Consider the following 19356-nt stretch of genomic DNA (forward strand, 5'->3'; position numbering starts at 1 on the left):
TGTAAGTTTATACTAGCAACTTAAGGGGAAATTGTATATAATCTATTATATGAAAAAAGTTAACTATCTTCTGATTGGAGGTCATACGCATATGGAAAATAAAACCGAATCAACGACACCATCATTAATGAGCATGCAACCAAGAGTGTTGACATCCACTTTTTTTGTATCGACTAACAGCCTAAAACCAAACACACCAATGAACGAACGGGTATGTTTTGACTATGAGTTGGAATTTTATGTGGATAGTAATGAGGGAAAGATGGTTATTAATGGAGAAAGGTTCGAAATCCATAAAAATTCAATTATTCTACGAAAACCAGGGGAAGTGGTTCAAGGCATAGCAGCTTATAATTGTTATTTGGTTTGTTTTGATTTATATAATTATCGTAAAAGTATACCTAAGGATTATTCTTTTTCCACAACTAAGCCTATCCATCCGCTTATTACAAATGGTTTTATGGAATCCATACCTCATTTAATACACTTACCTGATCCAGAGCTTTATCATCAACTCTTTCAATCACTTTATCATGCATTTATAGAATCATCACCCATTAATGAGCTTAGGATGCATACACTTCTAACAACCATATTACTTCAAATATATGATCATTCTAGGGCTATAGCTTGTGGGAAAGGCTCTATTTTACACTATAAAAAAATTCAAGATACGATTGGTTACATCCATCAAAACTTTAAGTCTCAATTGACATTAAATGACTTATCCCGTATGGTGCACCTAAGTCCGTCGTATTTTCATCATATATTTAAGGAAAGCGTAGGTATGACAATGAACGAGTATATCATTAAGGTACGATTAGATCATGCCAAAGCAATGCTTATAAAAGAACAAGAAGTCATTGCAGATATTGCTTATGATTGTGGTTTTGAACACCCCTCTTATTTTTATACACTGTTTAAAAAGCGTATAGGTATGACACCCAGAAATTATCGTAAGCTTTATCAACGACCTTTAAATGAGTGGTAAAGCTACAATCTTTAGGACTATTTTAGCATGAACACTATGTTTGAGATTCCAATGGTATATGCTTTTTTTATACATGATATGATATACTATAATGATAAAATACTAGAAGGTTAACAAAGTTTTATGGTATTTATATAGCTTAAAAAGGAGGGGTAATATGTTAATTCGATCTGGAGTAATAGAAGATAAGGCAGAATGGATTAAGCTTGCCAAGGAGGTGGCTCATGTATTCCGTGTACCTGATATGGCAGATAATGAAGAATTTCAAGCATATGTGATTCGGGCTTTAAAAGGAAATGAAGCCATCGTCGCAATGGACAGAATGACAGATGCTTGTCTTGGTATCATTAGTTTTTCAAGGAAACATAACAGCATCGCATGGTTTGGTGTATTTGAACAGCATCGTGGAAAAGGTGTAGGAGGAAAATTACTTAACTGTGCCATTAACCAGCTTGATTGGAGCCAGGACATCACAGTGGAAACATATCCAAAAGACTATGCGCCAGGAATCCCTGCTCGAAAAGTATATGAAAAATATGGTTTTAGGGATACGGATGAATTACGTTTTGATGAATACAACAACCTAATCTGTAAGATGACTATTCCTGCAAATGATAGAAAAAAAGGTCACAGTTTTCATTATCATATTGATACATACACAACATGGGCAGATAAGGCTCAATGCCCGGTCTGTCAAAAACAGGAACCACCATACCCGCCTATCCTCATAAAAGAATTAGATTATTCGTGGGTCGAATGCCACCCAGAAGCACAGGGAAAACTCTTTGGTAAATGCCATGTGCTTAGTAAGCAGCATTCTGAGCATTTTTATGATATGGCAAGAGAAGATATGGCTAATTTTATGACGGATGTGCAAAAGGCAGCACAAGCTTTGCATCAAGTGACTGGAGCTGTTAAAGTTAATTATGAAATACATGGCAATTCAATGCCTCACCTTCATGTGCATCTGTTTCCAAGATACCTGGATGATGATTTCCCTAGTGCACCTATTGATTATCGGTTGACAGAACCCTCACCTTATGAATCGGAAGAAGCGTTTAAGTGGTTTATTCAGAAAATGCAAGCATTACTGTGAATCTACTTGGATTCAACCCATTGTTCCTTATTGCTAAAGGTTTCAAAATCATATGCGGAGACGTACTCAAAGGTTTCATCATTTTTTAGCTCATAGGCTTCATCAGCCACATAAAGTAGTGCCTCAAATTCTAAGTCTTCGGGCATCAATTTAGGGTTATTGAGTACTTTATTATAATAATCTTTTCCATTAGCTACGACCACACAACGAGCGTATAAAAAATTATCGACGGAGAAATAAGTGTTTTCATCTACATAGGCATCTTCACCAATATTTTTTGCATAGGCTATACCATCCAAATCATAAAGGTGTTTTGAAAGAATATCAAGAAATGTATAGATAGCCTCATTGGGTTTACTTGATAAATAGTGGATAGCACTTTCTAAAACTTTGTCATCATCACCCTCATGATCCCAATTAAACATGGAAATAATGTTCCAAAATTCATTTTCATCCATTAATGCTGTATGCTCATGCATATGTCATACCTCCAATGTTATTCTATATTGCGTAAGCGTTATATAGAAATTTAAAATTATTAATGATAGCACTATTATATTTTGCATCATTCATAAAATTATTCTCAAGGATAGATAGATTGTGAGAGCAATAGATTCCAAATGTCAAAACTACTTGGTGTCTATTTTTTTGTGTTTATTTTGATGGCATATATAATGAGTTCATTATAAGTTCATATTGAAAGATTATCATGGGGTTACAAAAAATAATGACAAGGAGGATATGCAATTGAAAAATACAAACCAACATAAAAAGAAAAAAAATGTAAGAAAAGGGATCATAGGACTTCTGGTTGTTGTAACAGCCATATCCATTATGTTAATTTTGCCTAATTATTTACGAAACAACAGGGATAATGCCTATAATACAGAGGTCATAGAAAAAAGAGATATCGTTAATTATTATCAGTTTTCAGGCATCGTTGAAAGTAAAAATCGTCAACATGTGATTGCAAAAGAGATGATGCAGATCACAGAGATTTTAGTTGAAGAAGGTGATGTGGTTAAAAAAGATGATGTTATTTTTAAAGCCAGTCGTGATGTGGAAATAAAAGCAGATATTGATGGTGAAATTTCTAAGATATATGTGGATGAAAATGCTCAAGTTCTAGGTGGCACAAAACTAATGGATATCGTGGATTATGATAACCTTCAAGTGACCATAAAAGTCGATGAATACTATATTTCATCCATTGAAGAGGAACAAGAAGTTGACGTATATATTGACAGTCTAGGAAAGAATATCAAGGGCGTTATAGCAGCCATATCGAGAGAAGCCAAAAATGTCAATGGGGTATCTTATTTCACAGCAGATATTGACCTAGAAAAAGACAGTGAGATACGTGTAGGCATGAATGCGGAATCCAAAATGCTTAATGAGATGGCTGAAGATGTGTTGACACTTTCAATGGAAGCATTGCAGTTTAATGATGAGAATGAACCTTATGTACTTATAAAAGAGGATAAAGGTCTGCCAGTAGAGAGAAAAATAGATATTGGTATCAATGATGGGTTATTCGTTGAGATCGTCAATGGGATTTCTCTCGATGATACAGTCATGGTGCCTAAAAAGACAACAGATGATGGGGGAAGTTTTAGAGGACCATTTGGAAGGGAGCAGGGCTAATGAAAAATGCCATACTTGAAATGAAACATATAGAAAAAGTATATACCATGGGTGAAGAACAGCTCAAAGTGCTCAATGATGTTGAACTTACCGTCAACCAAGGGGAATTCTTATCCGTGGTTGGACCATCAGGCTCCGGTAAATCAACCCTTATGAATATCATAGGCTGTCTCGATACACCCACGAAAGGTGAATATATATTAGCTGGTCAAGAAGTAGCAGGACTTGATGAAGTGGAATTGGCGAGAATAAGAAATAAAGAGATTGGTTTCATCTTTCAACAATTTCAATTACTACCTAGGCTATCGGCACTGGATAATGTCATGCTTCCACTGGTATATGCAGGAACCAGCGAAAAAATAAGGAAAGATAAAGCGAAAGAAATGCTCATAAGGGTAGGCTTAGAAGATAAAATGAGAAATCGTCCCAATCAATTATCTGGAGGACAACAACAGAGGGTGGCTATTGCAAGAGCGTTAGTGACGGAACCAACAATATTGCTTGCAGATGAGCCCACAGGCGCACTTGATCAGAAAACAGGGCATCAGATTACCAACCTTTTTAAAGAGCTTCATGAGGAGGGAAAAAACATCATCATGATCACCCATGACATTGATGTTGCTAAAAATGCAAGTAGGATTGTGCATATTTTAGATGGCTGCCTAGGTGAGGGGGAAGACTATGTTTAAAGATAATCTGAAGATGGCTTGGGAAAATATTGTTAACAACAAAATGCGATCATTCCTAACCATGTTAGGTATTGTTATCGGTGTTGCATCAATTATCGCATTAATCACCATTGTACAGGGTGCAACCAATAGTATTACAGATGAAATATCCTCCTTTGGGGCTAATAAAATAACGGTACAGGTTAAGGGAACCGGACTTAAACCAGGATTACTAGAAGGCGATATAAAAGGTTTGGAGGACATTGATAATGTAGCAGGAGTCGCACCAACATTGAATAAGAAATCCAGTATTGTCTTTGATAATGGGGTCTATGAAAATGTTATGGTTCAAGGGAAAAGTCATGTTTATTTTACAGAGACAGAGGATTTAATAAAGTCAGGGAGAGGTATTAACATACTGGATATTGATGCATCCAATAAGGTTTGCTTAATCGGTAAAGACATTGAACAAGAGCTTTTTTATGGTATTAATCCTGTAGGTAAAACAATTAAGGTTGGGGGTGTCACCTATACAGTGATTGGCACTTTACAAGAATCACAAGGTTTTTCAATGGGTAGTAACAATGAGGCGGTGATCATTCCCTATACTACAGCCATGACCTATTTTGGTACACGTTATATCAACAGTGTAGATATATACATGGAAGACGGGGAACTATCTGATGCAACAACCACCCATATAGAAGCACAGATGAAAGCTTCGTTTAATCATCAGGACAATGCTTTTACCGTGACCAATATGCAGAATATGATTGATAGTATAGAGAGTATGACAAGCATGATGAGTATGCTTCTTGTGGGCATCGCAGCCATATCACTTCTGGTAGGTGGCATTGGTATTATGAACATGATGCTGGTATCTGTTACAGAGCGTACAACAGAGATTGGTTTAAGAAAAGCCCTTGGTGCAGAACCAAGAAGGATTCAAGAGCAATTTTTAATTGAATCCATGGTGTTGTCATTAATCGGCGGTATCATTGGACTTGTATTGGGAACAGCACTTGCATACTTGGTGACCATTATATTAGGAAACCCCTTTGCTTTATCCTATTCGACAGTACTCATAGCCATTGGTTTTTCTGGTGGTGTAGGCGTTTTATTTGGTATAACACCTGCTAGAAAGGCGTCACGATTAAATCCAATTGATGCTTTAAGAAGTGTTTAATGGTAATACGTGAAGGTATCGTATATAATAGTAAGAAACAACGTATGCATAGAGAGGTGATAGGATGTTCAGTATTGCTGTTTGTGAAGATGATAATCATATTAGGCGATTATTTGCTGATGTGTTACGAGGCGATGGGTATAACGTGTATGAAGCCAGTGATGGAGAAGTGTTACTTGACATCTTAGAGGAGACACATATAGATATGCTTATTACAGATGTGATGATGCCCCGCATGGATGGGTTTGAGTTAGTAAAAGTACTAAGAGATGCCGGTTATGAATTACCCATCATCATGATTACGGCTAAGGTAACAATGGAAGATAAAAAAATAGGTTTCTCACTTGGTGTTGACGACTATATGGTTAAACCTGTGGATACCGATGAGATTCTGTTACGGGTGAAAGCATTACTTCGCAGAGCAAAGATAGCAAGTGATAAAAAGCTTCAAATTGGCAGTACGGCATTGGACTATGATAGTTTGACAATCAACCACCACAACACAGTAATGGATTTACCCAAAAAAGAGTTTCTACTGTTATTCAAGCTGTTATCTTCTCCGAATAAAATATTCACAAGAGCTCAGATTATGGATGAAATATGGGGGTACAGCAGTGAAAGTGATGAGCGAACAGTGGATGTGCACATCAAAAGATTACGAGAGAAATTAGCCCATGTGGATGATTTTGAAATTGTAACAGTGAAAGGACTTGGCTATAAAGCGGTGAAAACGAATGATAAAAAGACTGATTAATTCCATCTATACACGATTTTTAGTCATATTTATAAGTGCACTGTTTCTAGCTAATATTGCTTCGGTAATAACGGTTTATTATACCAGTGTAGACGATATAAGGAATCTTATTCAGCAAGAATTAGCCAATAAGGTGGATCAACTTCATTTTCTTATGGAAGAAAAAAATATGTCTCTGACAGAAAGTAAAAAATATATAAAGGGGGTTCGTATTGAACCCTTATCTGATATGGAAATGAAGTCCGAACAGTTAAGACAAGAGGGGGTTTTCTTCACAGAAGGCAAAATGATTCGACCTTATTATATCGTCAAGATTAATGATGCGTATTTAAAGATTTCTCCCACGGATGCCAACGCCGTAATGAATCAATTTCGGTCCTTTTTGAGTATATTTTTTGGTAATATTATGTTTATAGGTTCTTTATTTATCATAATTGGCATTGCCATGATTGTAAGACCCCTCAAAAAAATTGCTCATGGTATTAAGGATGTTGCCAATGGCAATTTTAATGTGAAGCTAAAAAAGCGTGGCCATGATGAGATAGCTCAGTTAACGGATAATTTTAATAAAATGGTAGACGAGCTTAATGGAAATGAATATCTCCGTAAAGATTTTGTCAGCAGTATCTCACATGAGTTTAAAACACCTATTACATCCATCAAAGGTTTTGCAAAGATGTTAAATAATCCTTCTCTTTCCCAGGAAGAAAAAAAGGATTATATTGACATCATTATTTCAGAAAGTGAAAGGCTCTCCAACCTATCTGCCAATTTACTAAAGCTATCTGAATTAGATAGTCGTGCCATTATTAACAAAACGGCATTTTCTCTTGATGAACAATTAAGGCGGGTTATACTTCTATTCCAAGAAAAATGGGAAAGAAAAAATATTCAGTTACACATCGATTTAGATCAAGTAACGATGGTTGGTGATGAGGATCTGCTTTATCAAGTTTGGGTAAACATTATATCCAATGCAATCAAGTTTACTAAAAATGGGGGAACCATTGAGATTTCGTTGAAGCATGAGGATAACATCAAAGTGATCATTACCGATTCAGGGATTGGCATAAAAGATGCTGACAAGGAACAGATATTTGAACGATTTTTCAAGGGCGATAAATCAAGGTCAAAAGAAGGAACAGGCCTTGGCCTATCCATTGTTAAGAAAATACTAAAACTACACGATAGCCATATTAGCATTGAAAGTGAATATGGGAAGGGAAGTAGTTTTTGTGTAGAGTTTACGCAGCCATAATATAAAAAAGTCTCTTAAGAGACTTTTTTAATGGATTTTGTTTTATTCATTATAAAATATCGTCGATAAATCATTGTTTAAAAAGTTACTGATTTCTCTCCTTGTTAATGGTAAGTATTTCTTAATGTAGTTTACATAACCTTGTGGAGAATGGTATTGATAATCTGACCCAAATACAATATAGTCTAGTCCCCACTGTCTCATCATATGAGCCATTTCTTTATGGTCTTCTTCTGTTGTTTTTTCTAGTCCTAATACACTTTCTCTATCCGTTACAATGATTCCTGAGAAATCAAAATAGACATTCTCTTTTTTTAAGTCAGGATTTGCATTGTATTTCTCAATAAAGGTAGAGAAGACTTCTTTGGTTGATTGATCAAATCCTCCCCATCCTCCTAAATGAGCAATTTGTAATTTAAGATTAGGAATTTCAGAAATAACTTCATCAATGAGTATTTCAGCATCTTTTTTTCCGAATTCTGGGCTACGACTTCTGAAATGCATTAAAATGGGGATATTCTTTTCTGAAACGTGTAGAAATAACGCTTTAATTTTCTCCAAATGCTCCGGAATGGTTAAATCAACTCGTGAGTTTGTAAAATGCAATTTTAAGCCAGATAAACCTTCCATATGATAACATCTATCTACTTCCTGTATTGCATAATCTCTTAAAGGATTAACACTAAAAAGCCCAATCAATCGGTCAGGGTATTTTGAAACTTCATTTGCCACATAGTCATTTTCTTTTTTAACATCCTCATATTCAGTAGGGCTTTGAAGTTCATCCATACCGAGAATATAACTGTCAGACAGGACAAATGCTTTATCAATATTTGCTTCATCAAGTAATGAAACTATTTTCTCACCAGACACTTCTTCAATAGGCATATCAATGTATGTATCCGTTCCTAACAAGGTCTTGAATACTTCTGAGAACTCTTGGCTCATCATGTGCATATGGTGATCTGTGTAAACGTGGCATCTTTTGTGTTGATAACACTTACAATTTGCGTTTTCTTGTGCGTTGATGCTAGTGCTATTCATATTGGTAACTAATAGAATAACAACTAATGGAATAATTAATCTTTTAATCATACAATCTCCCTTACTTTATCTTTATTTGGTAAAAAACCAAATATAATAATACTATAAAACAAGAAGAATGTATACTATTTTTTAATAATTTAATAATATTCTAATTAATTATTAAAATATTACAATGTGAAATATCTATTGGCGTTTTAATGTCTAGTCTGACTGACAAACACGTCAGATGTCATAAAGCGCCTAAAAATAATAAATAACAAAATTGGCGGTAAGCTTAGGATAAGACCTAATCGCATAATAAGTGGATCATTGAAGTTAGGTCCAGCATTAAGAAAAGCTTTAAATAACATAGCAGGAGAATGCTTCATCGGGTCATTTATGTAAATCATAGAAGTGGTATAGCTGTTCCACATCATGGCAAATTGTAGAACGGATAAGCCAATAAGTGGTTTGATGATATGCGGTAAATAAATCTTTCCAAAAATGTAGGATTCAGAACGACCTTTGGATAAAGCCTCTTCCCTAAGATGTTGGCATTTAGCATTGAAAATACTCTTTAAAACAAATATATGCATGATGCTGAATAATCCAGTGAAGATATAAGGCAGATAGGTGTTTACCATATCCAGGTCTTTGAAGTACAGATATTGACCCATGGAAATAGGGTTAATATTAAGGATCAACAATAAGAATATTTTATATAGGCCACGACCTGGTAAATAATTGACGGTTAAAGGGTAGGCTAACATGGTGGTTAGAACAGCATTCAATAAGACACTCACCAATGTGATAGCCAGATATATAGTATAATTAGGCATCCACTGGGATAATACATCGTTTGTATCCATTGAGGTAGAATCCATAAAAGGTCGTATCACAAGGGGATAGAGTATCATCACCAATAAGAAAGCTACATATAATAGAGCTACAATGCTTCCAAAGGAACCCTTAGAACTGTCTTGGGATGGCTCCACTTCTTGTGTAGATTGAGGATTTGGAAATAAGACATCTTTGAAAAAGTTTTTAATGAGCACATACATGAGTAGGGATAGTACAAGCTGTACAATGTATTGAATATGTAAGATTGCCGTACCAAGGCTGATATTTAATTCCATTAAGCTTTTTCTAAATGAAAAGAAGTTTAAGGTATCACCGCTAATGTAGGTGGCAGGATTAAGCAAAGCAAAAGATAACTCAAAGTCTGTCATCAATAAAGCTGAAACTTGGATTAGGGAAAAGGCCCCGATGCATTTCATAGCTGTTATTATCGTCGTATTTCTATCTATTGAATGTTCTGGATGGGTAACAGCCCGTATAGCACCTAATGTGATGATGACAGGAATACCACAATTTTTCAACACTAACGCCATGATAACAATAGGTTTATAGTGTTGAGTTTGTACAAGTGGCGATAAGTCAAATAATGAACTTGTAAAAAATTGAATCATAATATAAGACAAAACGATGGTGGGTATAAAGTAAGGGATTAAAAATAAACCAGCCAAAGCATCTTGCACTTTTTTGCTTCGTATATGCTGAATTGATAAAACAAGAATAAAGGATATAAGGGCGCATAGAAGAATGTAGCCCAGTTTAATCCCAAGGGTATTTCGCATCATGCGGCTAAAATGTTCAGAAGTAAAAAGTTCTTTAAAATAAGTCAGTCCTACCCATGGACTATCACTTATGGGTGTCATAAAGTTAAATTCTTTAAATGGTAGTAAAGAATATTTTAGAAATGGAACAACCTTGATAAAAACAAGTAAAAGAATAGCTGGTATAGCAATAGCATAACAGAATCCCCAATTCCTCTTACGTTTAGTAGTTTGTTGATAATCATTTAACATATAATCTCCCCCTGTTATATACATACATAATAGATACCAAATATTATAGCATATATTAAAAAACAAAAGAAATACTTATTGGGAATAGGATTTCACCAAATATAGCTTGTACACATATAATATTGTAGGTTAACCAATAGGACAACCTTAATACATTGTGAAAGGAGGTAAAGAATGAAAGAACGTAAAAAATATAAATGCATCAAGAACTGTCCAGATCAATGCCCAGAAACGCAACGACATAATCATGAATTTGCTGGCAGTACCATGATTGCAGCGCCTGAAAATCAAGTAGCCTTGTTACACAATCATCGTTTTGCAGGTATTACAGGACCAGCTAGGGGACCCGTGCGTACCCACGTACACGTTGTATGTACAAATACAGATTTCTTTTTTAATCATTTCCACCGTATAGAAACAATAACTGGACCGCCTATTCCAGTGACAGACAAAGATGGAGAAGTTATTGGCCATACACATGGGATTGAAGGAACAACCACAGTTAGTTTTAGACACACTCATGATTTCAAAGCAAATATGTTAATACAAAACCCTATTAATGGACCACTCATGATTTCTGAAGAAGAGGATTGGGATTAATCTTATAGACAGCAGGCAGTCTCCAAGGAGGCTGTCTATTTTTATGTAAGCATTTTTAGCATAATTAATGATTGTTGAAAAGCTTCCGATATACAAGATAGAGGTTCAAATAATACAATATAGGAGGCGGAATATGAATTCAGTCAATGGGGTTGCAGGTTATCAGACATCGAATCAAGCCTATTCTACAAAAACCAAGTCAAAAGGAAAAACAGACCAAACCAAGGAAAAAGAAGCGGTTATCTATGAGAAGGGTAAAAAAAATCAAACCAGTGTCAGTAACTATTCAGAGTTAAAACCTAAGAAGTATACCGTTGATAAAAAAGAGATAGAGGCCATGAAGAATGCTTTAGATGAACGACTAAGAGATAGCTTCTATCAAATGGTTAAGGACATGGTTGGTAAACAAAACACAACGTATTCACTAGCCATAGAAACAATTTTAACAGAGAAACAAGACGCTATTAAACCTGAAATGATTGAACAAGCAAAAATAGATATTGCAGAAGGGGGCTATTGGAGTCCTAAAAATACAGCAGACCGTATTCTACAATTTGCCAAAGCTATTTCCGGTGGAGATCCAGAAAAAGCAGATATGCTAAAAGCATCTTTCTTACGTGGATTTGAAGAAGCAGAAAAAGCATGGGGCGGAGCACTTCCAGAAATATGCCAGAAGACAAAAGAAGCTGTTCTAGAAGGGTTCAATGCTTGGAAGTATGAGAGTGACAATGAGACTGTAGGACAAGAATAATTAGAAAGCAATTAAGGTATATAAGGCCGTTAAATCTGATTTGGGATTTAAACGGTCTTTTTTTCGCATCCAGCATGGGTAACTATAGAATGTGATTTTGAAAATATGTGTATTGAAAGAGATGCTCAAGTTAGTAATAAGGTACAATAATGGGATAAGATAACTATGGTTATATAACTATTATAATATAATAAAACATAAATAAATACTTGGACAGGAAGGTTAGAAACTGTTTCTATAGGTAGAAATTATTGAATTAAAAAATTATATTTGGGATAAATATAAGTATCTTAACAATGAAATTTCACGATTTACTGAACAAGACTCAAATATCAATAATTATTGGTGAAAAAGTTGGTGGAAAAATGAATGAAACAAGTAGTATATTATTTTAGCAGCAAACCTCCCCAAGAGGGTATTAAATCTCTAGGGATAATAGTTAAGAGGGTAAAATAAGGTGTTGGAGGTAATCTATTTAATGAAACAATTGAAATTAATGGACCAAGTTTTTTGGACAAAAAAAGATCTAAGAACAGAGGAGATAATAGAAAAATTAGCACAACTGTTTGCTATACGAGAAGATGAATTTAAGCCTACAATTTTATATGGAGGTAAACTAACTCATAGCAGAAATACAAAGTTTGACAGTAGCAAGGTTAGTTTATTTAAGAAGTGCTTCAAAGAAGAAAGTGTTTTAAGAATTACATTAACTAACAATGACAAGGAAGAAAAAGATGTTATTTTTGGATTTACAATAGATTTTGCAAGATTTTCCACAGTGGTCTCTTTTCAAGTCACACATAGCTATTTTAGTAGCCATGAAAAACTATTAAAATTCTTAAGTATTGCAGAGAATATTTGTAATATTATAAGACCAATGTATGGTGAAATACATGATTTAGAAGATAGTAATGAGCTTCTATGTGATAATACATATAGAGTCCATGAGTGTTTGCCGGGTGTTTATTGGTATAATTACTTTGGTAAATATTATATTGAAAAGATTGGAAAAGATAAACTGTTATCATCACCTGCATCTAAAATTGAAGAGTTAGGTAATGGGGATATTATCGTCTATACTTCTGATAACCCCTTTGATTATTCATCACCAACCTCAAGAAAAAGTCAGAAAAAACTTAGGAAATATCTTGGGATAAAAAATAAGAGAAAAAATAATATATTCTAAGATTACATGGTTTGACTTAAAGATTTTGAGGGCATGTTAAATGATAATTTAACTATAGGAAGTATATGGTAATGGTTGATAATGATGGCTCTAAGGGATATTCTATAAGTATAAAGATAATGAAAAACAATTAATAACTTGTATAGGACCTATAATCTAACATTTATTGAATAAACATTAATAGTGACAATAAAGATAGAATCAATTAAAAATTATGATAACGGGGAGCGAGGTTATGACACAAGAAGAAAAAATGAACCGAATTGAAGAGTTAAAAATAAAGTTAAGTCATAAGTCCCTAAAAGAGATAATGGATTTTCTAAACGATGAAAGCCTAGAGGTGAAACTATCTGCAGTAGAGGCTCTAGCCTCTTATGATGCTTTTGTAGAAGCTAGAAATATCTTGTTGAACTTGACAAAAAATGCAGATAGTGAAATTCGTTATTATGCGATAGAAGCTTTAGGTCATTTTGGTGGGCATGATATTGAGCAAATTATTATTAAAAGATTAAGAGATTCAGATGAATTAGTTAGAATAGTAGCCATTCAAACGCTAGGAGATATTCAAGCATTAGAAGCTATAGATTATTTAAAAGAAACCATAATCGACCGTAGTGAACTGGTTCGCGGTATTGGTGCAGAAATACTTGGTAAATTAGGAGATGAAGGGCTAATTCCAGTATTAGAGAAAGGTTTACATATGGAAAAAAAGGACACAGCGATAATGGGTTTCTATATAGGGTTATACTGGCTACAGCAGAAAAAGTATTTGGATTCTATTCTAAATATGTTAAAAAACAACTCATATAGAATTAGATGCGCTGCAGCCAATAGTCTTCTGGAACTTGCAGATAACCAGAATGCTGAAAAAATTATGTTGCATTTACGAGAAGCTTTATTAATAGAAGAAACAAATGCTGTTAGATCTTCAATTTTGAATATATTAGATCAAATACCTTAGTTAGAAATATATTACAAGAAAGATGGGTTAGATATATGTTCAAAAAAAATTACAAATACGATATACTTATACCACAATTTAATTTTGAACTTGATTTTGATAAAATGACTCCAGAACAAACAAAAGAATACTTCAATTGGTTTCTTCAACAGATTCCATCACGTATCAAATACTTATCATTCAAATGTGCAGAATACTTATCTATACCCCAAGATAAGTTAAATCTATCACCAGAGTCATTGATACTTGTATGGAGATGGTTTTTAGAAGTAGCGCAAGTTGGGAAAACACCTAAACGCGAATTGAAAAGACTAAAGCATGCGTTAAGCACCTTTCCTAAATCATTTCGCCAATATGTTATTAAGGACTGTTCAGAAGCATTAACCATAGGAACAGAATATATATTAAGGGACATCGGCATGTATATGGGTGAGGTATTCAATACACATTACCATCATATTAATTGGGGCTATTATTCCAAGCCAAAGAGCGATATGTTTGTTAACAAGCCTGTGCTCTTAGGTTTTAAGGATACTTCCTTTGACCCACCATTTGAGTCGGTATTTGAGCCGATTCATATGGTGGGTGTTCAAGCTGCCAACTTATTTGATAAATCTCAGAATGAATATGACTTACTCACACTATATAAAAAGTGGTTAAAGTATTGTTAGGTTTCTTGCGTAAATAACTGAAATTGAATTGATTTTTATGAAAGACAATGCTATAATACACAAAAGATTTGGAAGTGATTCTATGTATAACTTAAACATCAATATTAAATGTAAACATTTGCATCATCACCATAAATAAGCGTTTGAACCTATAAATATAAGACATAGGTGCAAGCGCTACTTGTGCATGTACCTATGGGCGATGATATATGAGGAAGCCCTATCGATAGAAATAATGGATATGGCTTCTTTTTTATATCCAGAAGTGCTAGTGCATGGTTCAGGGTTATTACTTTCAAATACTTTGATAGATAGATGTATGTATCTAGTACGAAGAAGTTCTACAGTTGGATGTTTTATTTTCATCTGAATCTTATGTAATGAAATCAAAATCATGTTAAATAATATAAGGAGGTAACAACATGTATAATACAAATCCAGTACGAGGAACCCGTGATTTTTTACCCGAAGAAATGGCACTTAGAGCATATATGAAAAAAACCATTGTAGAGGTATATCAGCAACATGGGTTTAACGAGATTCAAACGCCTGCTATAGAAAATATTGATTTATTATTGAGCAGTGAAGGGGGAGAAAATCTAAAACTGATTTATAAGATATTAAAGCGAGGTCGAAAACTTAAACTTGATATAGAAAATCTGGGAGAAGGAGATTTAGTTGATTTAAGTCTGCGATATGATTTAACATTACCTCTTAGTCGGTTCTACGCGCATTATGCCAGTCAATTGCCAAAACCTTTTAAAAGTATGCAAATAGGTGATGTATACCGAGCAGAAAGACCTCAAAAAGGGCGATACCGTTCACTTGTACAATGTGACATAGATATCATTGGTGATAAGGATAACATGGCCGAAATAGAATTAATTGCAGCCACGGCAAAAGCCTTAATGGCTCTAACCTTTCGCAATTTTACGATTCGTATTAATGATCGAAGACTATTGAAGAAAGTTATAGGTTATGCGGGATTTGATGACCAAGTAATAGGTAATGTATGTGTTATTTTTGATAAACTTGATAAAATCGGAATAAAGGGTGTCAGTGAGGAATTAAAGAATAAAGGCTATGATGTAGATGTCGTTAATCGATTTGTGACAATCGTAACTAAAATGGATAAGATGGCCCTCAGCGATTTTGGTAGTATGGGCGTTGATGAGAAGGTTCTATCTTCGTTACAGGATGTTCTATGGATTATAAAAGAGCAGAGCAAGGGACAATACGCCATCAAGTTTGATCCATCACTGGTGCGAGGCATGGGTTATTATACAGGTATGATTTATGAAATTGCGTGTGATGAGTTAGGATGTTCTATAGCTGGAGGGGGGAGATACAATAACATGATCGGTCGTTTTATGAAAGAGAATGTACCTGCAGTTGGTTTTTCCATTGGGTTTGAAAGGATATTTGAGATTCTAAAAGATAAAGGGTACCAGATACCTGACCAGCAAAAGAAAGTTGCACTTCTTTATGGAGAGGAAAATAGGATAGAGATTTTTGAAGAAGCGGATAGATTAAGAGCTGAGGGCATGTTGGTTTCCCTTATACCAAGGCACAAAAAGTTAGGGAAACAATGCAATAGGCTCAAGGAGCAAAACTTCAATTACTATGGCTATTGGTCAGATGATGCATGGAGAATCAATGCTTTGTATTAGATAATTAGCAAGATTCATGGTATAATGTCACGTGGAACAATAATTCATTAATAAAATAGATATATAACCATTGACAAAACGCAAGTCGTTTAATATAGTGTTAATGAGAATGAATATCAAGAAAGAAAGGGATTATACCATGAAAAAAGTAAGTAAAATCATTGCATTAATCATATTAATGGCATTAATAACAACAGTATTTGCAGCATGCGGTAAAAAAGATAATAACGTAGCAGATGATATCTATCAACAAGATGAAAGTAATGAAGCAGCAAATCAACAGGCTGATGATCATAAAGATGAAGGAAATGAGGATTCAGATCAGACATCAGATGACCAAGAGGTAGCCAGTGACGTGGTCATTAAGGTGGCAGCACTAAAAGGACCGACGGGTATGGGTATGGCAAAATTAATGGAGGATATACAAAACGGTGAATCTGAGTTAAAAGCAGATTTTACCATAACAGGTACACCAGATGAGTTGACAGGAAAGATTGTAAGCGGAGAAGTAAATTTTGCTTGTATACCAACCAACTTAGCAGCTGTATTATACAATAAAACCGGTGGCAAAATCAGTTTGGCAGGTGTCAATACTTTAGGTGTACTGTATATCATGGAAAACGGCGAAACCATTCAATCCATGGCAGATCTTAAAGGAAAGAAGATTCAAGCAAGTGGTCAAGGTTCTATTCCTGAATATGTATTATCATATTTACTGACCAAGAATAATATAGAGCCTGGTAAAGACGTAGAAATAGCTTTTGGTATGCAGCATGCAGAGGTATCAGCTACCATGATATCAGGAGATACAACCATTGCGTTATTACCTCAACCTTTTGTGACCACCACAAAGATGAAAAAAGAAGATGCTAGAATTGCATTAGATTTGACAGAAGAGTGGCAGAAGGTACAAGGGGAAGATAGTCCATTAGCTATGGGGTGTATTGTTGTCAATAAAGCTTTTGCAGAAAAAAATACAGAACTTGTAGCTGCTTTTTTAGATGCTTATAAAAAATCCATTGATTGGGTTAATGAAAATCCAGTAGACGCAGGTGTGGTCATTGAAAAGCAAGGTATATTACCGCAAGCTAAAGTGGCAGAGCTAGCCATTCCTGATTCACATATTACTTATATCAGTGGAAAAGATGCAGAGCCTATGCTCAATGATTTATTCCAGATTCTATTTGATTTTAATCCCATATCCATAGGAGGAAAACTACCTGGTGAAGACTTCTATTACTAAGAAGAAACAGCTTCAACATAAAATCATAGCGTTTCTATTTTGGATCATGGTTTGGTGGGTGCTTGCACGCTTGGTCAATCAAGAAATCTATGTACCCACCCCCATGAGGACCTTACAAGTACTTATAGATAATATGGGACAGGCGTTTTTTTGGAAGACCATTATGGCCACGATATCAAGGGTGGCTATAGGCTTTTTCTTTGCCTGTATTATTGGTGTTGGCTTAGGTGTTTTATGTGGCATGCATGATTTCTCCTATACCTTATGGCATCCTGTTATCAGTGCCATCAAATCCACCCCTGTCATGTCGTTTATCTTAATTGCTATTATCTGGTTTCAGTCTAATGATGTGCCCGTATTTATCTGTTTTCTGATGGGTCTACCCATTATATGGACATCAGCCGTTGAAGGTATTCATAATGTGGATAATCGGCTGATACAGATGGCGTCGGTCTACAAGGTGGATAAGAAATATCGTATTTCACATATATATTTTCCATCCATAACGCCGTATATTCGAGCGGCTATGATTACAGCCCTTGGACTTGGATGGAAGGTAACGGTGGCAGCTGAAGTCCTTAGTAACCCCAAGTTCTCCATTGGTACAAAGCTCAGTGAAGCAAAGGTCTATGTAGAATCAGCCAGTCTATTTGCTTGGACCATTGTAGTGATTATATTAAGTCTGTTCCTTGAGGGCATTTTCAAGAAGATTCTCCGTAAAATACTCCCTGTACGTATACAAAAGTAGGTGAATGAGATGATACAACTACATGACATAACCAAAACATTTAATCAATTAAAGGTTTTTGAAAATTTTAACATGACCATCCCAGATAAAAAAATAAGTTGTTTTCTTGGGGCTTCTGGTTGTGGGAAAAGTACGCTTTTGAATATGATTGCAGGTATTATGCCTTATGACCAAGGCAGTATAGATGGTATTGAGGGGAATCAGTCGTATATCTTCCAAGATACAAGACTATTACCTTGGGCAACAGTGGAAGAAAATATCCGCTTTGTTCTTAAGAGTCTAAGTCACATCAATCAACAGGAAGTTGTGGACAAATACCTTAATTTAGTGAAACTGACTGACTATAGAAACTACTATCCAAAGGAACTCAGCGGAGGTATGAAACAACGGGTAACCATTGCTAGGGCATTTGCATACCCATCCAATGTATTGTTAATGGATGAACCATTCAAAGGTCTTAATCCTGAACTGAAGAACGAACTTATGACAGCTTTTATGAGGTTATGGCAAAGGGATAGAAGAACGGTATTGTTTGTGACGCATGATGTGGATGAAGCACTGTTATTGGCTGATGAGATTTATCAGTTAAAAGGACGGCCTGTTTATATCGAAAGTCATGTAAAGATTGATATGGCAAAAGATAAGCGAAACGATCATTGGGAAGCTTTACAAGATTATCGTGAACAATTATTCTAACAGTAAGAGAAAAAAGTATCAAGACAAGCAGCTATGGCATAAAGCATATGTGAAGCTGCTTTTATGCTGTTTCAAGTTAGTGCTCATCATGCATAAACAACTATCAGATAAAATATTCTATTAATTATACATATCGAATAATAATTTATAATTAGTGAAAATGATAAAAAATATCTCACAGTGTCCATTCTGTTATGAGCTAAAACACTGACTTTGACTAAGCTTATAGATGGTTTAACATGTCATTATGTCATAGAATCAAACCGTTAATAGGAACTTGGATATAACCTAACATACGACATAATATGATATTAAGCCTAAACATTATGAAGTAAAATG

General features: G+C 34.9%; 19 protein-coding genes. 16 read left to right on the plus strand and 3 right to left on the minus strand.

Annotation, left to right across the window (positions count from 1 at the left end; all coding sequences use genetic code 11):
- Positions 1–91 precede the first annotated feature (91 nt).
- Entirely contained in the window at positions 92–991 is a 900-nt protein-coding gene (locus HZI73_RS02535) for a helix-turn-helix transcriptional regulator (RefSeq protein WP_212696691.1), read from the plus strand.
- Between the two features lie 157 nt (positions 992–1148).
- Positions 1149–2087, plus strand: a complete 939-nt coding sequence (locus tag HZI73_RS02540) for a GNAT family N-acetyltransferase (RefSeq protein ID WP_212696692.1) — start codon at positions 1149–1151, stop codon at positions 2085–2087.
- Between the two features lie 2 nt (positions 2088–2089).
- On the opposite strand, the gene HZI73_RS02545 is transcribed toward HZI73_RS02540, so the two are convergent.
- Positions 2090–2566: a DUF4240 domain-containing protein gene (locus HZI73_RS02545; RefSeq protein WP_212696693.1), complete on the minus strand. Its 477-nt coding sequence runs from the start codon at positions 2564–2566 to the stop codon at positions 2090–2092.
- A 268-nt stretch (positions 2567–2834) separates the two neighbouring features.
- Between HZI73_RS02545 and HZI73_RS02550 the strand changes: the two genes are divergently transcribed.
- From HZI73_RS02550 to HZI73_RS02570, 5 genes are all read left to right on the plus strand, one after another.
- The gene (locus HZI73_RS02550; protein WP_212696694.1) at positions 2835–3731 is read left to right on the plus strand and encodes an efflux RND transporter periplasmic adaptor subunit; all 897 of its coding nucleotides are present in this window, start codon (positions 2835–2837) and stop codon (positions 3729–3731) included.
- On the plus strand, positions 3731–4420 hold the full coding sequence (locus tag HZI73_RS02555; protein WP_281418851.1) for an ABC transporter ATP-binding protein: 690 nt from the start codon (positions 3731–3733) through the stop codon (positions 4418–4420). Before HZI73_RS02550 ends, HZI73_RS02555 begins: the two co-directional genes overlap by 1 nt.
- A complete protein-coding gene (locus tag HZI73_RS02560) occupies positions 4413–5585 on the plus strand; it encodes an ABC transporter permease (protein WP_212696695.1) in 1173 nt (390 codons plus the stop codon). The genes HZI73_RS02555 and HZI73_RS02560 overlap by 8 nt, the downstream gene beginning before the upstream one ends.
- A gap of 64 nt (positions 5586–5649) precedes the next feature.
- On the plus strand, positions 5650–6339 hold the full coding sequence (locus HZI73_RS02565) for a response regulator transcription factor (RefSeq protein WP_212696696.1): 690 nt from the start codon (positions 5650–5652) through the stop codon (positions 6337–6339).
- Complete coding sequence (locus HZI73_RS02570) at positions 6320–7597, plus strand: sensor histidine kinase (RefSeq protein ID WP_212696697.1); 1278 nt, start codon at positions 6320–6322, stop codon at positions 7595–7597. The genes HZI73_RS02565 and HZI73_RS02570 overlap by 20 nt, the downstream gene beginning before the upstream one ends.
- A gap of 42 nt (positions 7598–7639) precedes the next feature.
- Here HZI73_RS02570 and HZI73_RS02575 read toward each other — a convergent pair whose 3' ends face one another.
- The gene (locus HZI73_RS02575) at positions 7640–8692 is read right to left on the minus strand and encodes an amidohydrolase family protein (protein ID WP_212696698.1); all 1053 of its coding nucleotides are present in this window, start codon (positions 8690–8692) and stop codon (positions 7640–7642) included.
- Positions 8693–8838: 146 nt separating this feature from the next.
- Positions 8839–10491 (minus strand): hypothetical protein, encoded by a 1653-nt coding sequence (locus HZI73_RS02580; protein ID WP_212696699.1) that lies wholly within the window; start codon positions 10489–10491, stop codon positions 8839–8841.
- 174 nt (positions 10492–10665) lie between these two features.
- Between HZI73_RS02580 and HZI73_RS02585 the strand changes: the two genes are divergently transcribed.
- From HZI73_RS02585 to HZI73_RS02625, 9 genes are all read left to right on the plus strand, one after another.
- Complete coding sequence (locus HZI73_RS02585) at positions 10666–11091, plus strand: YmaF family protein (RefSeq protein WP_212696700.1); 426 nt, start codon at positions 10666–10668, stop codon at positions 11089–11091.
- A 133-nt stretch (positions 11092–11224) separates the two neighbouring features.
- Complete coding sequence (locus tag HZI73_RS02590; RefSeq protein ID WP_212696701.1) at positions 11225–11842, plus strand: hypothetical protein; 618 nt, start codon at positions 11225–11227, stop codon at positions 11840–11842.
- Positions 11843–12320: 478 nt separating this feature from the next.
- A complete protein-coding gene (locus HZI73_RS02595) occupies positions 12321–13028 on the plus strand; it encodes a hypothetical protein (protein WP_212696702.1) in 708 nt (235 codons plus the stop codon).
- A 235-nt stretch (positions 13029–13263) separates the two neighbouring features.
- Positions 13264–13989 carry a HEAT repeat domain-containing protein gene (locus tag HZI73_RS02600; protein ID WP_212696703.1) on the plus strand — a complete coding sequence of 242 codons (726 nt, stop codon included), beginning with the start codon at positions 13264–13266 and terminating at the stop codon, positions 13987–13989.
- A 35-nt stretch (positions 13990–14024) separates the two neighbouring features.
- Positions 14025–14660, plus strand: coding sequence for a hypothetical protein (locus HZI73_RS02605; RefSeq protein WP_212696704.1), 636 nt, complete (start codon positions 14025–14027; stop codon positions 14658–14660).
- 422 nt (positions 14661–15082) lie between these two features.
- Positions 15083–16330, plus strand: coding sequence for a histidine--tRNA ligase (hisS, locus tag HZI73_RS02610; protein WP_212696705.1), 1248 nt, complete (start codon positions 15083–15085; stop codon positions 16328–16330).
- Between the two features lie 139 nt (positions 16331–16469).
- Complete coding sequence (locus tag HZI73_RS02615; protein ID WP_246552333.1) at positions 16470–17573, plus strand: ABC transporter substrate-binding protein; 1104 nt, start codon at positions 16470–16472, stop codon at positions 17571–17573.
- A complete protein-coding gene (locus HZI73_RS02620; RefSeq protein WP_212696706.1) occupies positions 17554–18321 on the plus strand; it encodes an ABC transporter permease in 768 nt (255 codons plus the stop codon). Before HZI73_RS02615 ends, HZI73_RS02620 begins: the two co-directional genes overlap by 20 nt.
- A 9-nt stretch (positions 18322–18330) precedes the next feature.
- Positions 18331–19017 (plus strand): ABC transporter ATP-binding protein, encoded by a 687-nt coding sequence (locus HZI73_RS02625; protein WP_212696707.1) that lies wholly within the window; start codon positions 18331–18333, stop codon positions 19015–19017.
- Positions 19018–19356 lie beyond the last annotated feature (339 nt).

Source organism: Vallitalea pronyensis, from assembly GCF_018141445.1.
Classification (GTDB): Bacteria; Bacillota; Clostridia; order Lachnospirales; family Vallitaleaceae; genus Vallitalea; species Vallitalea pronyensis.

Coding starts and splice junctions, on each gene's coding strand:
- HZI73_RS02535 (WP_212696691.1), top strand. CDS start 92: ATGGAAAATAAAACCGAATCAACGACACCATCATTAATGAGCATGCAA.
- HZI73_RS02540 (WP_212696692.1), top strand. CDS start 1,149: ATGTTAATTCGATCTGGAGTAATAGAAGATAAGGCAGAATGGATTAAG.
- HZI73_RS02545 (WP_212696693.1), bottom strand. CDS start 2,566: ATGCATGAGCATACAGCATTAATGGATGAAAATGAATTTTGGAACATT.
- HZI73_RS02555 (WP_281418851.1), top strand. CDS start 3,731: ATGAAAAATGCCATACTTGAAATGAAACATATAGAAAAAGTATATACC.
- HZI73_RS02560 (WP_212696695.1), top strand. CDS start 4,413: ATGTTTAAAGATAATCTGAAGATGGCTTGGGAAAATATTGTTAACAAC.
- HZI73_RS02565 (WP_212696696.1), top strand. CDS start 5,650: ATGTTCAGTATTGCTGTTTGTGAAGATGATAATCATATTAGGCGATTA.
- HZI73_RS02570 (WP_212696697.1), top strand. CDS start 6,320: ATGATAAAAAGACTGATTAATTCCATCTATACACGATTTTTAGTCATA.
- HZI73_RS02575 (WP_212696698.1), bottom strand. CDS start 8,692: ATGATTAAAAGATTAATTATTCCATTAGTTGTTATTCTATTAGTTACC.
- HZI73_RS02580 (WP_212696699.1), bottom strand. CDS start 10,491: ATGTTAAATGATTATCAACAAACTACTAAACGTAAGAGGAATTGGGGA.
- HZI73_RS02585 (WP_212696700.1), top strand. CDS start 10,666: ATGAAAGAACGTAAAAAATATAAATGCATCAAGAACTGTCCAGATCAA.
- HZI73_RS02590 (WP_212696701.1), top strand. CDS start 11,225: ATGAATTCAGTCAATGGGGTTGCAGGTTATCAGACATCGAATCAAGCC.
- HZI73_RS02595 (WP_212696702.1), top strand. CDS start 12,321: ATGAAACAATTGAAATTAATGGACCAAGTTTTTTGGACAAAAAAAGAT.
- HZI73_RS02600 (WP_212696703.1), top strand. CDS start 13,264: ATGACACAAGAAGAAAAAATGAACCGAATTGAAGAGTTAAAAATAAAG.
- HZI73_RS02605 (WP_212696704.1), top strand. CDS start 14,025: ATGTTCAAAAAAAATTACAAATACGATATACTTATACCACAATTTAAT.
- hisS (WP_212696705.1), top strand. CDS start 15,083: ATGTATAATACAAATCCAGTACGAGGAACCCGTGATTTTTTACCCGAA.
- HZI73_RS02615 (WP_246552333.1), top strand. CDS start 16,470: ATGAAAAAAGTAAGTAAAATCATTGCATTAATCATATTAATGGCATTA.
- HZI73_RS02625 (WP_212696707.1), top strand. CDS start 18,331: ATGATACAACTACATGACATAACCAAAACATTTAATCAATTAAAGGTT.